Annotated in this window: 17 protein-coding genes and 1 CRISPR repeat array (1 of these 18 cut by a window edge); of the genes, 3 read left to right on the top strand and 14 right to left on the bottom strand. The window is 70.0% G+C overall.

Annotated elements, in window-relative coordinates; all coding sequences use genetic code 11:
- A CRISPR array of direct repeats spans positions 1-513; the repeat unit is 29 nt; unit sequence GTCCGCTCCGCGCACGCGGAGGTGTTCCC (it extends 734 nt beyond the left edge of the window).
- A gap of 98 nt (positions 514-611) precedes the next feature.
- Complete coding sequence (gene cas3, locus ACH4FX_RS39140; protein WP_398486277.1) at positions 612-3,347, bottom strand: CRISPR-associated helicase Cas3'; 2,736 nt, start codon at positions 3,345-3,347, stop codon at positions 612-614.
- Between the two features lie 245 nt (positions 3,348-3,592).
- Between cas3 and ACH4FX_RS39135 the strand changes: the two genes are divergently transcribed.
- Together ACH4FX_RS39135 and ACH4FX_RS39130 are read left to right on the top strand one after the other, a co-directional pair.
- A complete protein-coding gene (locus ACH4FX_RS39135; RefSeq protein ID WP_398486276.1) occupies positions 3,593-5,209 on the top strand; it encodes a restriction endonuclease fold toxin-2 domain-containing protein in 1,617 nt (538 codons plus the stop codon).
- 18 nt (positions 5,210-5,227) lie between these two features.
- Positions 5,228-5,671 carry a hypothetical protein gene (locus tag ACH4FX_RS39130; RefSeq protein ID WP_398486275.1) on the top strand — a complete coding sequence of 148 codons (444 nt, stop codon included), beginning with the start codon at positions 5,228-5,230 and terminating at the stop codon, positions 5,669-5,671.
- Positions 5,672-6,530: 859 nt separating this feature from the next.
- Here ACH4FX_RS39130 and ACH4FX_RS39125 read toward each other — a convergent pair.
- Positions 6,531-7,028, bottom strand: a complete 498-nt coding sequence (locus ACH4FX_RS39125) for a hypothetical protein (RefSeq protein WP_398486274.1) — start codon at positions 7,026-7,028, stop codon at positions 6,531-6,533.
- A gap of 474 nt (positions 7,029-7,502) precedes the next feature.
- Between ACH4FX_RS39125 and ACH4FX_RS39120 the strand changes: the two genes are divergently transcribed.
- A complete protein-coding gene (locus ACH4FX_RS39120; protein WP_398486273.1) occupies positions 7,503-8,009 on the top strand; it encodes a DUF6083 domain-containing protein in 507 nt (168 codons plus the stop codon).
- Positions 8,010-8,403: 394 nt separating this feature from the next.
- Here ACH4FX_RS39120 and ACH4FX_RS39115 read toward each other — a convergent pair whose 3' ends face one another.
- From ACH4FX_RS39115 to ACH4FX_RS39060, 12 genes are all read right to left on the bottom strand, one after another.
- Positions 8,404-8,751 (bottom strand): hypothetical protein, encoded by a 348-nt coding sequence (locus ACH4FX_RS39115; protein WP_398486272.1) that lies wholly within the window; start codon positions 8,749-8,751, stop codon positions 8,404-8,406.
- Positions 8,748-9,056 carry a hypothetical protein gene (locus ACH4FX_RS39110; RefSeq protein WP_398486271.1) on the bottom strand — a complete coding sequence of 103 codons (309 nt, stop codon included), beginning with the start codon at positions 9,054-9,056 and terminating at the stop codon, positions 8,748-8,750. The genes ACH4FX_RS39115 and ACH4FX_RS39110 overlap by 4 nt, the downstream gene beginning before the upstream one ends.
- Before the next feature lie 9 nt (positions 9,057-9,065).
- Complete coding sequence (locus tag ACH4FX_RS39105; RefSeq protein ID WP_398486270.1) at positions 9,066-9,545, bottom strand: hypothetical protein; 480 nt, start codon at positions 9,543-9,545, stop codon at positions 9,066-9,068.
- 21 nt (positions 9,546-9,566) lie between these two features.
- Complete coding sequence (locus ACH4FX_RS39100) at positions 9,567-9,797, bottom strand: hypothetical protein (protein WP_398486269.1); 231 nt, start codon at positions 9,795-9,797, stop codon at positions 9,567-9,569.
- 127 nt (positions 9,798-9,924) lie between these two features.
- Positions 9,925-10,326 (bottom strand): hypothetical protein, encoded by a 402-nt coding sequence (locus ACH4FX_RS39095; protein ID WP_398486268.1) that lies wholly within the window; start codon positions 10,324-10,326, stop codon positions 9,925-9,927.
- A gap of 347 nt (positions 10,327-10,673) precedes the next feature.
- Positions 10,674-12,677, bottom strand: coding sequence for a plasmid transfer protein TraB (traB, locus tag ACH4FX_RS39090; RefSeq protein ID WP_398486267.1), 2,004 nt, complete (start codon positions 12,675-12,677; stop codon positions 10,674-10,676).
- A 36-nt stretch (positions 12,678-12,713) separates the two neighbouring features.
- Positions 12,714-12,860, bottom strand: a complete 147-nt coding sequence (locus ACH4FX_RS39085; RefSeq protein ID WP_398486266.1) for a hypothetical protein — start codon at positions 12,858-12,860, stop codon at positions 12,714-12,716.
- A complete protein-coding gene (traA, locus tag ACH4FX_RS39080) occupies positions 12,857-13,489 on the bottom strand; it encodes a plasmid transfer protein TraA (RefSeq protein ID WP_398486265.1) in 633 nt (210 codons plus the stop codon). The genes ACH4FX_RS39085 and traA overlap by 4 nt, the downstream gene beginning before the upstream one ends.
- 92 nt (positions 13,490-13,581) lie before the next feature.
- Complete coding sequence (locus ACH4FX_RS39075; protein WP_398486264.1) at positions 13,582-14,361, bottom strand: hypothetical protein; 780 nt, start codon at positions 14,359-14,361, stop codon at positions 13,582-13,584.
- A gap of 108 nt (positions 14,362-14,469) precedes the next feature.
- Positions 14,470-14,937, bottom strand: coding sequence for a Pycsar system effector family protein (locus ACH4FX_RS39070; protein WP_398486263.1), 468 nt, complete (start codon positions 14,935-14,937; stop codon positions 14,470-14,472).
- On the bottom strand, positions 14,934-15,341 hold the full coding sequence (locus tag ACH4FX_RS39065; RefSeq protein ID WP_398486262.1) for a hypothetical protein: 408 nt from the start codon (positions 15,339-15,341) through the stop codon (positions 14,934-14,936). The genes ACH4FX_RS39070 and ACH4FX_RS39065 overlap by 4 nt, the downstream gene beginning before the upstream one ends.
- Before the next feature lie 43 nt (positions 15,342-15,384).
- Positions 15,385-15,745: hypothetical protein (locus ACH4FX_RS39060; protein WP_398486261.1), on the bottom strand; the 361-nt coding region annotated here is incomplete at its 5' end.

Here is a 15,745-nt window from a genome sequence, read left to right as displayed (position 1 = left end):
CCGCTCCGCGCACGCGGAGGTGTTCCCTGGCCGCGGAGAACGGCGGAGCCCACAACCTGGTCCGCTCCGCGCACGCGGAGGTGTTCCCTTGCTGGTCGTCAAGAACCTGACGAACAGTCTGTCCGCTCCGCGCACGCGGAGGTGTTCCCATCTACGCCGGCATCCGCTACGCACGCTCGCGGTCCGCTCCGCGCACGCGGAGGTGTTCCCGCCCAGACCATGGCCGACGCCGGTCAGCCGCTGTCCGCTCCGCACGCGGAGGTGTTCCCCGCAAATAGAAGCGAAATCCCGAAGCGCTCCGGTCCGCTCCGCGCACGCGGAGGTGTTCCCCACCACATTCACTGTGTGCGCTCATGCTGGGAGTCCGCTCCGCGCACGCGGAGATGAGCCCCGGCCGGAGTTCCGCGCCAAAGCCCACCTGTAGTCCGCTCCGCGCACGCGGAGGTGTTCCCGCGGCATGTCGTCACGGGCCAGCTCGGGCTCGGTCCGCTCCGCGCACGCGGAGATGTTCCCGAGGCACGCAGCTGGCGCAGTGCCTCTATCGGGCCCGCTCTGCACCCGCGGAGATATCGATCGCCCCGGTCGACCGCCACCTGTTGCGCCTCCGATGGTCAACTGACCGTCAGGCCATCACGCGAGCAGTAGGTGAGTCGCTGGCCGCCAAGCCGCAGCGGGCTGCCGTCGGCCGGCAGCAGCAAGATCCGACCCGAGGACAGCCATGCGGAGTCCCGCCAAGCCTCCGGCGTGACAGCCCTCTCCTGGGCGGCCTCGGTGAGCGCGTCGGACCACCCCGGCAGTCGGATCGCCTGGTCCAGCACCACCTCGATCTGCTCCGCGTCCGGCAGCCGGTCCAGCGGCACGGGATCGTGGAAGCCTTCGGAGACCGGCCACGCGATCGTCCGTCGGGCACCGTCGGCCCGGAGCAAGATGACCTCCAATGACGGCTTCCCCAGCCGCACCAGGGCCTGCACCCGAGGGGAATTCTCGTCGTCTCCGCTCAGTGCCGGCTCATCGTGCAGTTCCGCCAGCGTCTCCACCGCCGACGGGTGTTTCAACGCCACCCTGAGTGCCTGCTCCTGCATCCGCTGCCGCTGTTCTTGCGACTCCTGGGCGGCGACGGCCATCTGTTCCTGCCAGGAGTCCGGGCCGACCGGGTCCGGGCCGTAGACATCGTCGACGAGTTCGGGGATCGCGGCGGGCAGGTGCAGGACCGGGCGTGTGCTCAGTACGGCCGCGGTGCGCCACAGCAGGTGATCACCGTAGACCGTGCGCAAGCCGCCCGGCAGTACCGGCGGCCCCTGCGGACGGTCCTCGAAGCCGGTCACCACCACCTGAGCGTCTTGCAGCCGCTGCGGCCGGTCGTCGGCCGGGTGGCGGTGCATCCGGCCGATGCGCTGGAACAGTAGGTCCATGGGGCACAGGTCGGTGACCAGTGCATCGAAGGATACGTCCAGCGACTGCTCGGCCACCTGGGTCGCCACCACCACGTGCCGTGTCGCCGGCCGGGTCCCGTCGCGCCCGAAGCGGTGCTCCAGATCGGTTTCCAGACGGCGCCGGTCGGCCACCGTGAAGCGGGCGTGCATCAGCGTGACCGCCTCCGCCCCCAGGCGGCGCCGCAACTCGGTGGCCAGGGCCTGGGCACGGGCCACCGTGTTGCGGATCACCAGCAGGCAGCCCCCGCCAGCCAGAAGTTCCTCGATGCGGTCGGGCACCGTAGCCTCGGTCGGCTCCGGCAGGAGGGACACGGTCACCGGCAGCCCGCGCCCTGTACCCGCCGGCATCACCCGCGTCTCCCGTTCCCCGGGCGTGGCGTCCGGTGCCCCGGTCCAGGTCAGACGCGGATACATCGAGCCCCGGTCCGTGTCGACGGGACGGCCTGCGTAAGCCTGGGCGAGTTCGCGACGCTGCCCGGCTGGCAGGGTCGCCGACAGCAGCACCACCGGCACCCCCAGGGCCCCCAGCCACGCCAGAACACCGTGCAGCAGACCCGACATGTAGGCGTCGTAGGCGTGGACTTCGTCCAGCACCACGACCTTTCCCGCCAGGCCCAGCATCCGCACCGACACGTACCGGGAGGCCAGCCCGGCCAACAGCAGCTGATCCACGGTGGCCACCACCACCGGCGCCAGCAGCGACCGGAACCGCCCCGTGATCCACTGCGAGGCCACCACACCCGCCCCACACTCATCCACGCCCACCGCCCTGTGCAGCAGCGCCCGGTAGTCCTGCTGACGGGCCGCCTTGCCGTGAGCCAGCGCCACCGTCGTATCGGCACCCTGGCCCTTGAGCCACTCCAGGATGCGGCCGAACATCTGATTGGCGGTGGCCTGCGTGGGCAGCCCGAAAAACACCCCGTTGGCGCCCAGACGGGCCGCCAGCACTTCCGCCGCCGCCAGGGCGGCCTCCGTCTTGCCCTCCCCCATCGGTGCCTCGATCACAAACAGCCCCGGCCCCGTCACCGAGCAGGCCAGGTCGTAGGCCGCCTCCTGCACCGCCCGCGCCGTCCCGATCCCGAAACGGGAGCGGTACAGCGCCGCCGCCCCCGTGCGCGGGCTGCGGGGATCCGGCGTCCAGGCCGCCCGCACCCCCATGACCTCGCCCGCCCGCTCGACCCGCTGTGCCGAGGTCGTCAGATAGCCGTCCGGCAACGCCCCTTCGTAGGCGAACAAGTCCTCGTTACTGGCCAGCCAGTCCGCCAGCGTCACCACACCGGCCTGCACCAACTGCGCCGGGACCGACGGCACCCGCTCCCGCCACCGCTCCAGGTACGGGGCCGCTCCGCTGCCGGACACCGCGGCGTCCAGCACCTCGGCCTGGACCTGCTGCCACGGGCCGGTTCCCCGGCGCTTCGGACGAAGCCGTTCACCGAGCCACCCCACCCCGGGAAACACCCCGTGGTGGCCCGCCAGCACCAGCGCCACGTACTCGGCGGTCTCCTCCTGCCAGCCCTGTTCGCACAGCGCGTCATAGACCAGACGGCCCGAGAGCCATCCGTGCGGCAGAGTTCCCTTCACCGACAGGTCGACCGGCAGTCCCGCAGCCACCAGTTCGGCCCGCCGCTGTCCGTCCAGGCCCGCGAACGGGGGCGTCGCCTTGCCCAGATCGTGCGCGGCGGCCAGCCACCTCACCCGGGCCCGCGCCGACGCATCCCCTCCTTCCAGGTCTGCGGCCAGGACTTGCCGTACCCGGTGCGCCAGCAGGTGATCCCACAGCCACCCGGCCGCATGCCCGCTGTCCCACACGTGAGCAATCAGCGAATGCCACAACGCGCCGGGCGGCGTCTCGCGGCCCCACCCCGGACGCCAGGTCTTCGCCCACACCAGGCGACCCAACTCCGTTACCTTCACCGCGACCTCCTCCGCGACCGCTCCCGAGTTCCTTCCTACCTCCCGCCACTGACAACCTGCGGAATTGCCACCAGCTCGAAAGTGGTCGGCCACTGGCCCGCGGCAGCCAGCGCCGCGGTCTCACCGACCGCAGCCTCGCCCGTCGCCGTCACCGTAGTGACCGGTTAGCGCCCCCCATACGCGCCTCTCTTGATCACCTGCGATAGAACTGGACCTGCTCAGCAACTACGGGCCCAGGAGCAGGTGTGGGTAGCTTCGAAGTGCACACCGGAGACATGATCAAGGCGTCGATGGCGATGATGGACGTCATGCGCGGCGTCCGCGACACCGCCATCGGCCTCGCCGGCGAGCTGCAGGACCAGCACGGCATGGCCGGAGACGACGACGCCGGCCACGCCTTCGCCAAGGTCTACAAACCGGCCGCAGCCACCACCCTGGACCAGATCGGGTACAGCTCCTACATCATGGGCGCCACCGGCGCCGGCCTGATGCGCAGCGCCCGCGCCTACATGGCCACCGAAAGCCAGATCAGCGCCGACCTGCTCGGGAAGCAGGAAGACGCGACCAACGGCATGGGAGACCCGTCCAAGAACTGCACCTCCCGCTTCCTGGGCCTGGGCCAGGAACTGCCCGAGGTTGTCGGCGACACCGCGTGGTACGACCAGTTCGCGCCCGGTGGCGGCGACCGCTACCGGGGTTCCGCCGAGAAGGCCCAAGGCGCTGCCGCCTCATGGCGGCACGCCGGGAAACTGATGGAACGGTTCCTCGGCGAGGCCCAGGCGTGTGCGACCACAGTGCGGGCCAGCCATGCCGGGGCAGCCGCGGACAGCTTCCAGCGCTACTTCAAGCGCTGCATCGGAACAGGCTCCCCGCCTTCCCAGGCGCAGGCGGACGAGCCCCTGATCGCGAACCTGGTCGGTGCGTGCACCCAGCTGGCCAATGCGTGCGAAGCCTACGCTGGGCACATCAAGACCGCGCTTGCGGACATCGCCGCCCACAATGCGGATTTCTTCCGTATCGACCTTCCCTGGGAGCAGCCGATCCTGGGCGGCAACGGCTACGACGGAGGGCTCAACGACGCTGTACTCGGCGACCCCCGGATACAGCAGCTCGGCACCGTCGCCCACAGCCTGGACGCCGCCCAGGCCCGAGTGCGTCTCCCAGGCGGGAACAACGCCCCCCGGCCGCCTCTGCTGCCCGGCGGAGGCATCAGGCTGCCGGTACCGGTGTTGCTGGCCTCGGCTTCCGGAGCGGCCTCGATCCAGCAGATCATGGCGCAGGGCACCGACCCCGGCATCCCGCATCGCGACCCCATCCCCCCGGCCCACCCCAACCTCCTCACCCCGGCCGAACAAGCGCACTTCCGCTCCTGGATGCACTCACTCCCCGCCGGGGGCTTCGCCGGCGGCGGGAACGCCAGCAACCCGGACAACGCCTACCAGCTCCGCGTGGCCGGCTACCCCGAACGGGAAGTCCCCCTGCCGCCCGAAGCCACCGGCAGGAGCGGCAAGGGCCTCATGGTCGACGGCCTGCGCCCCGCCGACGGCTACGCGGTGGAAGCCAAGTACGTCCGAGAACCCGACTGCAAGAAGACCTTCCGCAGCCTGGATGCGGTCGACGCCACCCTCGGCACCCCCGTCAAGACCGATGACCGCGGTAACGTCAAGTTCGACCCCCGCCGCGACGCCATGTACCCCAAGGACGAAAACGAACTCGTCCGCTACCACGAAGCCATGAACGACCCGCGCAACACCCAGCTGCGCGGCCTTGAGATCATTACAAACGACCAGGAATCATCCGCGTACTGGCAGAGCATGATGGCCATGAGCGGCGTGAAAGGAACCACACGGTACGTACCGTAGGACCGCAGGGACTTGAAGATGAGCAACGACCGCCGCGCCACCTTCCTCTTCTACCCGCCCACCGACCGGGCCAACGCCTGGCACATGACCTTCGACGGCTTCCGGACCGCCCTGGAACAAGCCTTCCCCGACGCCTTCACGCGCCTCATGCCCACCAGCTTCCGGGGAGGCAGCTACCTCGAATTCGAAGTAGCGACCCCGGACAACCCCGGCCTGCGCGGCATCGCCACCCTTCCCGTCGAAGAGTGCGGCTGCGTCACCCTCACCGAGGCATCGCCCACCGACGCCGCCCACATCGCCCACTGGCTGCGTGACACCTTCATCCCTTCACCGGACCTCATCCGCTTCAGCAGCGAAGCCGCCCTGGAAACCGGGGACGAATCCCACTGGGAACTCCCAGCCGCCGGCGACACCGCGGCCATCGAAGCAGCCCTGCGTGAGCACCTGGAAGCCGTCGGGTAACAGAGATCCGGAACCGCTTGCGTACCGCAACCCGGGAAGCGCGTATCACCCACGGGCATGAAGCGGGGCAATGCGGCATGCCCTGCGGCATCGTGTACACTTTCGGCCACCCCAGCTCCGGGGTACGCGGCTCTTCTTCCAGTCTCGCGACTCGCTGAAGCGCCGCCCACTTCTTTCTTCCCGCAGAAGTCTTGCGGAGCCGCCCTGGGCAGCGAGGCCATGGAAGCCCTCAGGCTGTCGGCCAACAAGCAGGGCGCCGCTCTCCTTCTCGCGGGGGCCGCCTCGGTGGCCCAGCTCGTCACCGAACTGCCCCCGGTAGCCCCGTCTCCCGGCGAAGGCAGCGTCCAGCACGACGGCGAATCCAACGCGGTCGCACAGGTCCTCGTCCGCCGCGAACAGCAGAAGCTGCGGCGCCGGCTCCTCGGCAGCCACCCGCACGCGACGTGCGTGCTGTGCGGCCGGACCCTGCCCACCCGCATGATCAGGGCCGCGCACATCAAGCGCCGCAGCGAAGCCACCCACGAAGAACAGCTCCGGATGGTCAACGTCATGCCCGCCTGCCTCCTGGGCTGCGACGAACTCTTCGAACACGGCTTCGTCTACGTCGACGCCGACGGGACCATCGCTGCCGGCCCGCGTAGCAACGACACCGCGACTTGGCAGCCGCCGCAGCCCATATCACCGGACGGACCGTGGCCGGCTACGACGAACACCGGGCCCCGTTCTTCACCTGGCACCGCCAGCACACCGCCAGTTGACCCCGCATCCGCAGCCACCGACCAACAGCGCACCGCACAACAGGCGATGCACTTCCCTTTCGCGACAGGCATCCGGTGGAGGGTGAGACAAGCAATGCCCGTCAAGCAGCGGTGTTCAGCTGGTCACGGTGTTCGTGGACGCCAAAGACAGCATCAAAGGGCACAGCAATCGCAGTACTGATCAGGTAGTAGGCCGCGCCCGACCCCCGTGCAGTCCGCGGTCCGTTCCGGCCGTATACCAGCACGTCGTGAGCGCTGAGCACGCCCAGATCGTCGAACACATAAAAGACAGGGAGGTAGGACCACGCGGTGAGCTGGAGGTGAGCGCGCACCGCCGCGCGCTCCACCGCATGCCGGTGCGTTGTGCCGCTGGTCATGCGGCTCTTGCAGTCGACCAGAGCAAGGTCTTCGCCCCGCACGGCAATCAGGTCGGGCATCCACCGGATCGAACTGTCTGTTGTCCGCAGGACCCGGCGGACGTTCGCGGTCAGAGTGCCCTGCCCCCACGGGCTGACGTCCCAGCCGCGAAGGGTGAGTTCGTGCGTGACGTGTTCTTCGTGTGCGTCGCCGATGGCTTTCCGCTGCTGGTAGCTCGCCATGCCTGGAGTGTGCCGCACTCATCTGAGCAGTGCGCGGGCCGCGGATGCGCCTCGGCCAGGCGCGACGCACCTGCTGCTCGTCCAGGGGCGTTCATTGGTGTTCACCGGTGTCCCAGTGTGGGTCACTAACGGTCGTTGTTGGTTGTCATTGAATGGCTAAATCTCGTACCAGTGATGCGAACTGTAAGGCGGCCAGCAGGCAACCACGTGCTCGGAAGGGCTCTTCGCCCTGAACCGGGGGCGACCTAGGCCACGATAGTGAGACTAAAGATCCACTTCAGGGAGACCCGCCGCCCCATCACGCCAGGGTGAACGGCAGCCAGCAGAACGGGCTTTCCGGCCGCTCCAGGGGCGCTTTGCGGGCCGAAACACGGCGCACGGGGCACGGCCCTCACCACCAGGCGCCACCACACTCCGGCGCACCTGGCCAACAGCCACCTGGCAGCCCCGGTGCGCCCCCGTCACCCTGCGGACATGGGGGACACTTCCGAAGCGCGCACCTGCGGACGATGCGGCACCGCCGACGACAGCACAGCCTGGCGCGGTGACCATTTCGGCACGCTGTGCAGCAGCTGCATGGCCGTCGCCGAAGCCGAGACCGACCACGAGCAGGCCCGGGACGAAGGCGCTGACGCCCCCGCCCCGCCCGACCCGCCTGTCTGTCAGGCGTGCGGACGCGAACAGGACCGCTTCCCGACCGGGTATGGACACTGGATTCTCCTCGAACCTGGCATCAAGCCGGCGGCGCACGACATCCCCGAAGGCCAGCGCTGGGTCGTCTGCGACGACGGGACGGCCGTCAACTGGATCGGCGGCCGGCTCCCGCCGTACTGCCGCATCGCCCATCGCCCCGTCTGCGAAAGAAGCCCGCGACCCGAGAAGCTGCCCCGCATCTTCCTCGCCGTGTGGGAACTCAACGCCAGCTACGAACGCCGCATCTACCAACAGGACACGCTGTTCACTGACGAGGAGGAGACTTGAGGCGCGCATTGCACGCCGAACAGTCCCGCCCACGGTCCGGGATGAACAGCTGATACGTGTGATCCCCGGCGTCGTACACCACCACCGCCCTCACCCCACCCAGCCGCAGCCCCGACGCCAGACGCTCCAGACCCTCCCGGCTCTCCGTGTTGTCCGCCGGCCACTTGCACGAAAACGGCTTCACCGCCATGCCCTGCCTCCTGCCAGATCACGCAACCACAGCACGGCCCAGGCCACCCGCGGACCGGAACCACCGATCCCGCACGCCCCGGCCGCCAATGCCCTACGGGCCAGGCGGCGAGACGCCACCTCACCCGAGCTGTCGACGTCCACGGAGGTACCTCCGTCGCCGTCAGCGCGCCGGCCGTCGGATGCAGAACCAGCCCCCCACCGGTCACGAGCCCACCATCCGCCACGGGAACGTGACCTCCTGCACGTCGCGAACGTCCGGGTCCCAGAACCAGCGGAACGGGAAGGTGGGCAGCCGCAGTTCCAGGGCGATGACGGCCCGGTGGTGGCCCTCGTAGACGAACACATGCCGGTCGCGCTCGCGTACCCCGAGCAGTAGGGGCTCCTCGATGCCCCGCTCCGGGACGGTGGCCCGCAGGTGTGCCAGCGTCTCGCGGTCACGCCGGTACCGCTCGTGATAGCGCCGGGCGCCCTCCCAGGTGGCGAACTCCGCGGGGCGGACCCTGCCATCGCGCAGCAGCGCCGTGCGCATGCGCCCCGTCCAGCGGGTCACCCGGGTACTCCGCTGCCGAAGGTGACGACCATGGCGTCCGGCGAGTGCGTCAGCGGAGCGGCGCCCTTGTCGTGGCACCGGAGGCAGCGCTCTCCATGCTGGCCCTCTGGGGCGAAGTGCAGGTGCTCGCCGCAGAAGTAGCCGCCGCAGCCGTACTCATCGCCGCCCGGCGTCTCGCCGCACAGGTAGGCAAGGCCTCGGTCGATCTGCTCCTCACAGCCAGGCTCCTCGCACTCGGCCTCGACGCTGTACCCGGCCTGGATCTTCTCTCCGCCGCGGTAGATCTCGTAGTACGCGTAGCCCATAGCTCCTCCTCAGTGGATGTCGATGTCGGTCCGGCCGAACCAGCGGCTGGTGTTGTGCACGGTCGTCGTGACGTTGTACGTGTCGCCGCCGCGGCGCCCGCCGGGCAGCTTCGCGATGACGAGGACGATGGCGAGCCACGCCAGGAAGCCAGACCCGAGGCCGACGGCGGCATCAACAACCTGGCCGACACCCCAGCCGACCCCGGCGGCGAGTATCCCGCCGCCGATACCGCCGCCGAGCAGGCGCTGCGCGACCGGGTCGAACAGGGGCTGCGGGCTCAAGTCCCGCGGCGGGGTGGGCTGGACGGGCGCCGGGGCCTGGGAGCGGCGCATGGGCACCATCTGCCCGTAGGCGTCCGGCACCCACACGACCGGATCACGCTCGCCGTACAGCTCCACCGGGCCGCGGAGGGGTGCTTCGGCGGGCCAGCCGGGCAGCTGCTGCCCGCCGTGCTGGTGCTGCGGGTCGGGCAGCGGCTGCGGGTCCATGGCGGTGCGGCTCCTCTCGGGTCAGCCGGCGGGCTGGGTCAGTGCGTCGATGGCGGCCTGGTGTTCGGTGTTGATCCAGCCGCTGAGGTTGCACACAATCCGGTCACCGCCGGTGGTCCATGCGGGGTCGGCGCTGACGGCCTTGTACGCCTCGTCGGCGGTGGTGAAGTGCTGGGTGAAGTTGTCGTCGCCCCAGCCGCCGCCGCAGACATCGCAGCGGGCCACGTAGCAGGTGTCGGTGGTGACGGGCATGGCAGGCTCCCTACTGCTCGTCGTCGGTGTCGTCGGTCTCGTAGGCCCACCGCATGGGGCGGTGCTGCGCCGTCTCCTCGGCGGCGTCTTCCGGGGTGCTGGTCTCTTCGGGCATCGCGGTCTCCTCTCAGGCGGCGGCAGGGATGGCGTCGGCCAGGCGGGACAGGTGTCCGGGGACGGCGCCGAACCTCACGATCGAGACGTGACGGCCTCCGAGGTTCCAGCGGAACAAGCCCATGACGATGTCGGTCACGACCTGCTGCGCCAGCTGCTTGTGGCCCACCGGTGCACCGGTGGTCGTGACGTCGAGCGGGCCGACGACGGTGACGGCACGGTCACCGTGGCAGGCGACTGCCTCCCGCAGGTCGGGGACGGCGTCGGCCGGGCATTCCAGTTCCACCTCGACGGTGTACTTGCCGGGCGGGTAGACGGCCTGCCGGTCGGCGGTCTGCTGCCGCATCTCCTGCAGCAGTTCGTCGTCCTCCGGGGTGCGGGTGCCGTCAACCGGCAGGCTCAGGTGTACGGACACGAGGGTCTCCTTCGGGGTTCGGTGTCGGGCGGGCTGCCCGGCGTCCCCCTCACCGCCGGTGCGCGACCGGCGGATCGGGGGCCGTCGGTCAGGCTGCGGCGATGCGCGCGTTGTTGATCTGCTCGGCGGTGTCGGCGGTCCAGGAGTAGCGGGGCGGTTCGAAGGTCATCACGGTCTCCGTTTCACGGCGGTTTGTCCTCGCTGTCAGCCAAGGGGGTGCCAGCGGGTGTCAGGGTTGGGTGTCAGCTCGCGCGCGCACGCGCATTACCTAAGGCGGGGAGGGGTGCCAGAACCGGCTGACACCCCTCCTGACACCTCGTCCAGGTGTCAGCCGGTGTCAGTGCAGGTCAGGCAGGTGGCAGCTCGGGATCAAGCAGCTTGTACACGCCCGGCTCGTCGGTCTCTTCGAGGTACACGCCCTCGTCGGCAAGGTCGGTGAGCTTCCCGGAGATCCAGGCCCGCGAGCGGCCGATGCGCGTGCCCTTGCCGTAGGGCGCGAAGTCCTTCGGCCCCACCGTCTCGCGGCCTTCGGCGCGGGCTTCGGCGAGCATGGCCAGCAGCTCAGCCAGCGCCTCCTTCGGACCGCGGTCGTCGCCTTGAACGGGCGGCTGGTTGGGGAACTTCCACGGCTTGGCCACGGGCGGGATCTCCGCGTCCGGGTCGACGGCCGGCTCGGGCGTGCTGTCGTCGTCGCCGACGGCCGCGGTGATGTCGCGTTCGACCTGGCGCTCCAGGCGGATCTCCTCCTCTCGCTCGGCGTCCTGCTTGCTCATCACGGTCTCCTTCGGGTTGATGCTGGTCAGGGACTGGCCGGGCGTGTAGATGGCGCGGTTGGCGTAGGCCTCACCGGCGGCGACGGTGGTGGTGGTTCCGGCTTGGGTGTGGACGGCGTAGCGCTCCAGCACCTGCCGGATCTCGTCGTCCGTGATCGGGTCCCAGTGGCGGGCCTTCATCGAATAGCGTTCTTCGTCCACGCCGGGCGCGACCAAGTAGTGATAGCCCGGCTTGCGGTTCTCCCAGGCTTCGGGCCGGGCGCCGGCGTCGCGGACGTCGTCGGGCAGAGCCATGTCGGCGGTGGTAGCGCCCTTGACGCCGTAGCAGCGGACGCCGCCGAGCTGTTCGCGCACGTCAGTGGGCATCGACGTGGACGACGGTCGCTGCTGGCTGACCTCGACGCTGATGCCCGCCGAGCGTGCCGCTTCGACGACCGGCTCCAGCTCGCTGCCGTTGCGGAAGAGCTTCGCGGACTCCTCAAGAACAACGACCATGTACGGCATGCCGAGCTTGTGAAACGCCTCGGGCGTCCAGTTCTTGAAGCCATGGCGGCCCAGCTCGTCGGCGCGGGCGGTGATGACGTGCGGAAGTGCGTCGACCATCGCTTCGCAGCCCGCCTGGGTGATCTCCACCCAGTCCATGTAGGGCAGCAGGGGGCCGAAGGTCTGCATGCCTTTCGCCGGGTCGCCGCCCCACACGATGGCGTTGTACCTGGTCAGTACCTCGACGAGGGCGTAGACCGTGCCGGTGGACTTGGCGGAGCCGTTCATGCCGAACACGCCGAAGTGGCACGCGTTGCGGCGAGCCTTCTCGTCGGCCGGGTACCAGAACCGCTCTGGTTCGCCGTCTTCGTAGATGCCGTTGATGATCGGTTCGGTGATGCAGCCGCCGGGCGAGGACGGTCCGGGGTACGGGACGCCGCCCGCGAGCATGTCCTTGGGTACGAACACGAACTCGCCCTCGGCGGCGTTCTCGGTGTTCATCACGTTGCGGATCGCGTTAGCGGAGATGCCCAGCTCACCGGCGATGTTGTCGATGCGGCGGCCGATCTCGGCGTTGGTGAGCGCCCCCGGATCGGTGATCTTGTAGGGGGCGGTGACCTTGTTCGGTTCGACCTTCGGCTCTCCCCGCAGCGCCAGCTTCGCCTTGCCGAGGCTCTTGACCAGCAGCCCGGTCTCCCCCGCCGCCTGTTCACCGGTCTTCGCGTCCGGGTTGGTACGCAGGGCCTGGCGGATGTTCCAGCCGCCCGCCGCCACCGCCCCGCCGATCGCCCAGGTGGAGGCGAGGAACGGGTCCAGCGGATCGGTGACGGTGGCCACGACCAGGTACGAGGTGCCCGCGGCGGTGGACAGGGTGGCGTGCAGGCGGCGGGCATCGCTGGTGCCCTTGCCCGCCCACCACGTCGAGACGGTGAGGAGGCCGGCGGCCAGGGTCAGGCCGACCCCGGCGGCCGGGGAGCTGCCCCACAGGGCGTGTGTGCCGACACTGGCCGGCAGGGTCGCGGCCACGGCGATCCACGGCCGCATACGGGGGTGCTTCACGGCCTTTCGCAGGTCGCCTTTCACGGTGTCAGCCACGGTGTCACTCCAGGTATCAGTGCAGGTGAGGGGGTGTCAGCGCGCGAGGGCGGCGATGAAAACGTAGAGGACGAAGAGGACGGCCGCGGCGGTCAGGCCGTCGCCGATCAGGACGTAGTAGCGGACCCGCAGCCACAGGGCGAACAGCAGCCCTGCGACCGCGGCTACCACGAGGTCGATCACCAGTTCTTCCAGACCGTGCCGCCGCGCCGGTCGTGCCGGTAGCGCGGCTCACCGCGCCGCCGTCCGCTGCTGATCTGCGCCAGTTCGGCCTCGAACTCGCGAGTGAACGTAGCCCAGAGCCTGGCCGCCTCCTTGCCGATCAGCTTCTCCGCTGCGGCGATCTTCTTCAGCGGCCGGGCCACACGCCGGGCGCGGGCCCGGGAGGACGACATCGATCCGTGCACGTCAGGGATCGTCCGCAGCACCGCCTCCAGAGTCTCGGCGTCCAGGGCCCGCTCGACGGCCCGGGGCCGGGCCTCCTTGCGCAGGGCTTCGGAGAAGGCGCGAATGTCCTCGTCGCTGGTGAAGCCGGAGCCGGGCAGCGACCTGCGCGCACCGCCGGCCTTGCCTCCGCCGTTGACGACGGTCTTGCTGAAGCTCAGCGACACCGGCGGCAGCATGCTCCCGTCGGGCATCAGGCTGACCTTGTTGATTTCAACCTTGGTGTTGCGGTTGCGCTGCGGCGGAGCGTAGGGCTGCTGAGCCGAGGCCCTCGCGGCGGCGCGGAGCGGGGAGGCTGGCCCGTTGCTGGGCGGGTAGTTGGGCGGCGGCGGAACCTGCCGGCCGTTGGAGCCGTTGGCGGCTGCCATGGTCATCTCCTGTCGGTGAAGTGGTCTTGGGGCCGGTACCGGGTGCCGGTCCGGTGCGCGCGGCCACGGGCCGCAGTAGCGGTACTGGACGGTCAGGATGCGAGGGCGGCGCGGCGTACACGCCGGCCGTAGGAGTCGCCGGTACCGAGCCGGTTGCCGATGTCGGTACCGGTCATCTCCGGGTTGTCGGCGAGCCACTGGCGGGCGGTACTGACGTGCTCGTCGAAGCTGCCGGTGACCTTCTTGCGGGCGGTACTGGACCGGGTGGTGCGACGTGCCCGCCGTACCGGTACCGCTGTCTCGTGCTGCGGCTCCGGCTCCGGTACGGCCTGCAGTTCCGGGCGCGGTACCGCCTCGTTCAGTACCGGCAGTTCGCGGGGCGTATCGGCGGTACCGGCGGGCGGTACCGGGCTGGTCTCCGGTACCGGTACCGGCTGCTGCTCGACCGTGACGCGCACGGCCGCCTCTGACTTGCCGTCGCCCGGCACCGGTACCGCTTCACGGGCCGGTACTGGTACCGCCGTGGTGGCCGGCCCGGCGAGGGTGTGCACACGCCAGATCACGAGCGGTACCAGAAGCGACACCGCGGCGACGAGCGGTACCGACACGGTCGCCACGCGGGCCTCCAGCATGTGCGCGGCGATCTGGGCGGTACCCATCAGCACGAGAGAGAGAGCGATGTCCCGGCCGCGGGACCGGCGGATCGCCGCGACGACGTACACGTCGATGGCGAGCGGCAGCAGGACCGCCACCGGTACCGCCGCCCCGATGGCCCGGGCGAGCTGGTACTCGGCGTAGGCGGTGAAGCCGACGCCGGCCGCGAGCGACACCGCGACGAGCGGGTCCCAGCGGTGACGGGTCGTCTTCGACACGGGTGGTTCCTTCCGGTCAGTGGATGTGGCCGGTGATGAGGCCAGCGACGTACAGGGCGAGCAGGACGGCCGGGACGATGAGCCCGAAGACGAGGGAGAAGGTGCGCATCACGCCCACCCCCCGATCGCCAGCCCGGCGGCGATGACCGCGGGTGCAGCGGCGGCCTTGAGCAGCAGTCCGGCGGTGCGCAGGCGTCGCATCTTGGTGTCGGCGATCCGCGACAGGTTGATCAGCTCGGTGTGAGGGTCGGCGCCGACGTGCAGGGCATCGATCAGCCGCTCGCGGTCGCACGTCGCGTAGTGGACGAAGTTGTTCGGGCCGCCACCGTTCAGGCGGGGCAGGACCACATCCAGCAGCAGCCACGCAGCGACGCCAGCCAGGAGCGCGGTGAGGACGGTGAAGACGGCGGCCGGCCATCCGCGGTGGAACAGCGCCCCGGCGTTCGACGCGAGGGGCCCCGCGACGATCGCCAAGGCGGCCAGCAGGATCGACGCCTTCGTGTCCGTGCGGGCGATCTCACCGCGCACGACCGCGAGTTCCGCCTCGACACGCGTGGTGGGTGCGGCGGTCGTCATGCCGCCTCCGGCCCGTACCGGCGGGCAAAGGCCGCGACGTCGTGGTACATCTCCCGTGCTTCGTCGGCGGTGAGGCCGGGCTGCAGGTACCAGGCCCACGCGTCGGCGTAGGGCGCGCCGGCCTCGGCCCGCAGCAGCAGTTCGATGATGGCGCCGACGACGTAGCGGGTGGACTCGGTGTGGGTCTGCTCGTCGGCGGCTGCGCCGGGGGTGCCGCGGCGGAAGGGGTCGGGCACCTTCCAGTCGACTTCGGCGATGTACTCGGCGGCGGCGTCGGCGTGCACAGCGACCTGCTCGCCGGTCAGCGACTCGCCCACGCCGCCCCGCCACAGGCGGCCCTCGGGGTACTTCTCCTCATACAGGCTGTGGGCCCGGTCGAGCAGGGCCTGCTTGGTCGTGGTCACTTCTGGGTCCTCGTTTCAGGTGCGGGTGTGGACGGGGTGGTGGTCACGACGGTCGGGGCAGGGCGCGGCACGTCTCGGCGTGCTCCTGGGCGTCCCGGCGGGCGAAGGCGACGTCCATCCAGGGGAGGTGGAAGCCGCAGCCGGTGCAGTCGACGCTGTCGACGTAGCTGCTGTCGGGTCGGGCCACCTTGAAGTCGACGGTGGCCCCGGCGACGGTGAGGTAGCGGGCGATGATGCTCTTGTGCCAAACGGAGGTCCACGCGGCCTGCTGGTTCATCGGGTACTCCCGTGCTTGCTGTGGTCGGTGGCTGTTGAGCGGCATTCCCGATGCCCATGTCGCGGGCACGACTCCGGCGTTGAACATGCCGACGAGTTCGGTTGCATGCCGGCGGGGCCGGGGTGTT

The organism is Streptomyces sp. NPDC018019 (assembly GCF_044327805.1).
Classification (GTDB): domain Bacteria; phylum Actinomycetota; class Actinomycetes; order Streptomycetales; family Streptomycetaceae; genus Streptomyces.
The sequence above is the reverse complement of the archived record's forward strand: the minus strand, read 5'-3'. Positions and strand labels throughout refer to the sequence as shown.

Coding starts and splice junctions, on each gene's coding strand:
- ACH4FX_RS39130 (WP_398486275.1), top strand. CDS start 5,228: ATGAGCAACGACCGCCGCGCCACCTTCCTCTTCTACCCGCCCACCGAC.
- ACH4FX_RS39125 (WP_398486274.1), bottom strand. CDS start 7,028: ATGGCGAGCTACCAGCAGCGGAAAGCCATCGGCGACGCACACGAAGAA.
- ACH4FX_RS39120 (WP_398486273.1), top strand. CDS start 7,503: ATGGGGGACACTTCCGAAGCGCGCACCTGCGGACGATGCGGCACCGCC.
- ACH4FX_RS39110 (WP_398486271.1), bottom strand. CDS start 9,056: ATGGGCTACGCGTACTACGAGATCTACCGCGGCGGAGAGAAGATCCAG.
- ACH4FX_RS39105 (WP_398486270.1), bottom strand. CDS start 9,545: ATGGACCCGCAGCCGCTGCCCGACCCGCAGCACCAGCACGGCGGGCAG.
- ACH4FX_RS39100 (WP_398486269.1), bottom strand. CDS start 9,797: ATGCCCGTCACCACCGACACCTGCTACGTGGCCCGCTGCGATGTCTGC.
- traA (WP_398486265.1), bottom strand. CDS start 13,489: ATGGCAGCCGCCAACGGCTCCAACGGCCGGCAGGTTCCGCCGCCGCCC.
- ACH4FX_RS39070 (WP_398486263.1), bottom strand. CDS start 14,937: ATGACGACCGCCGCACCCACCACGCGTGTCGAGGCGGAACTCGCGGTC.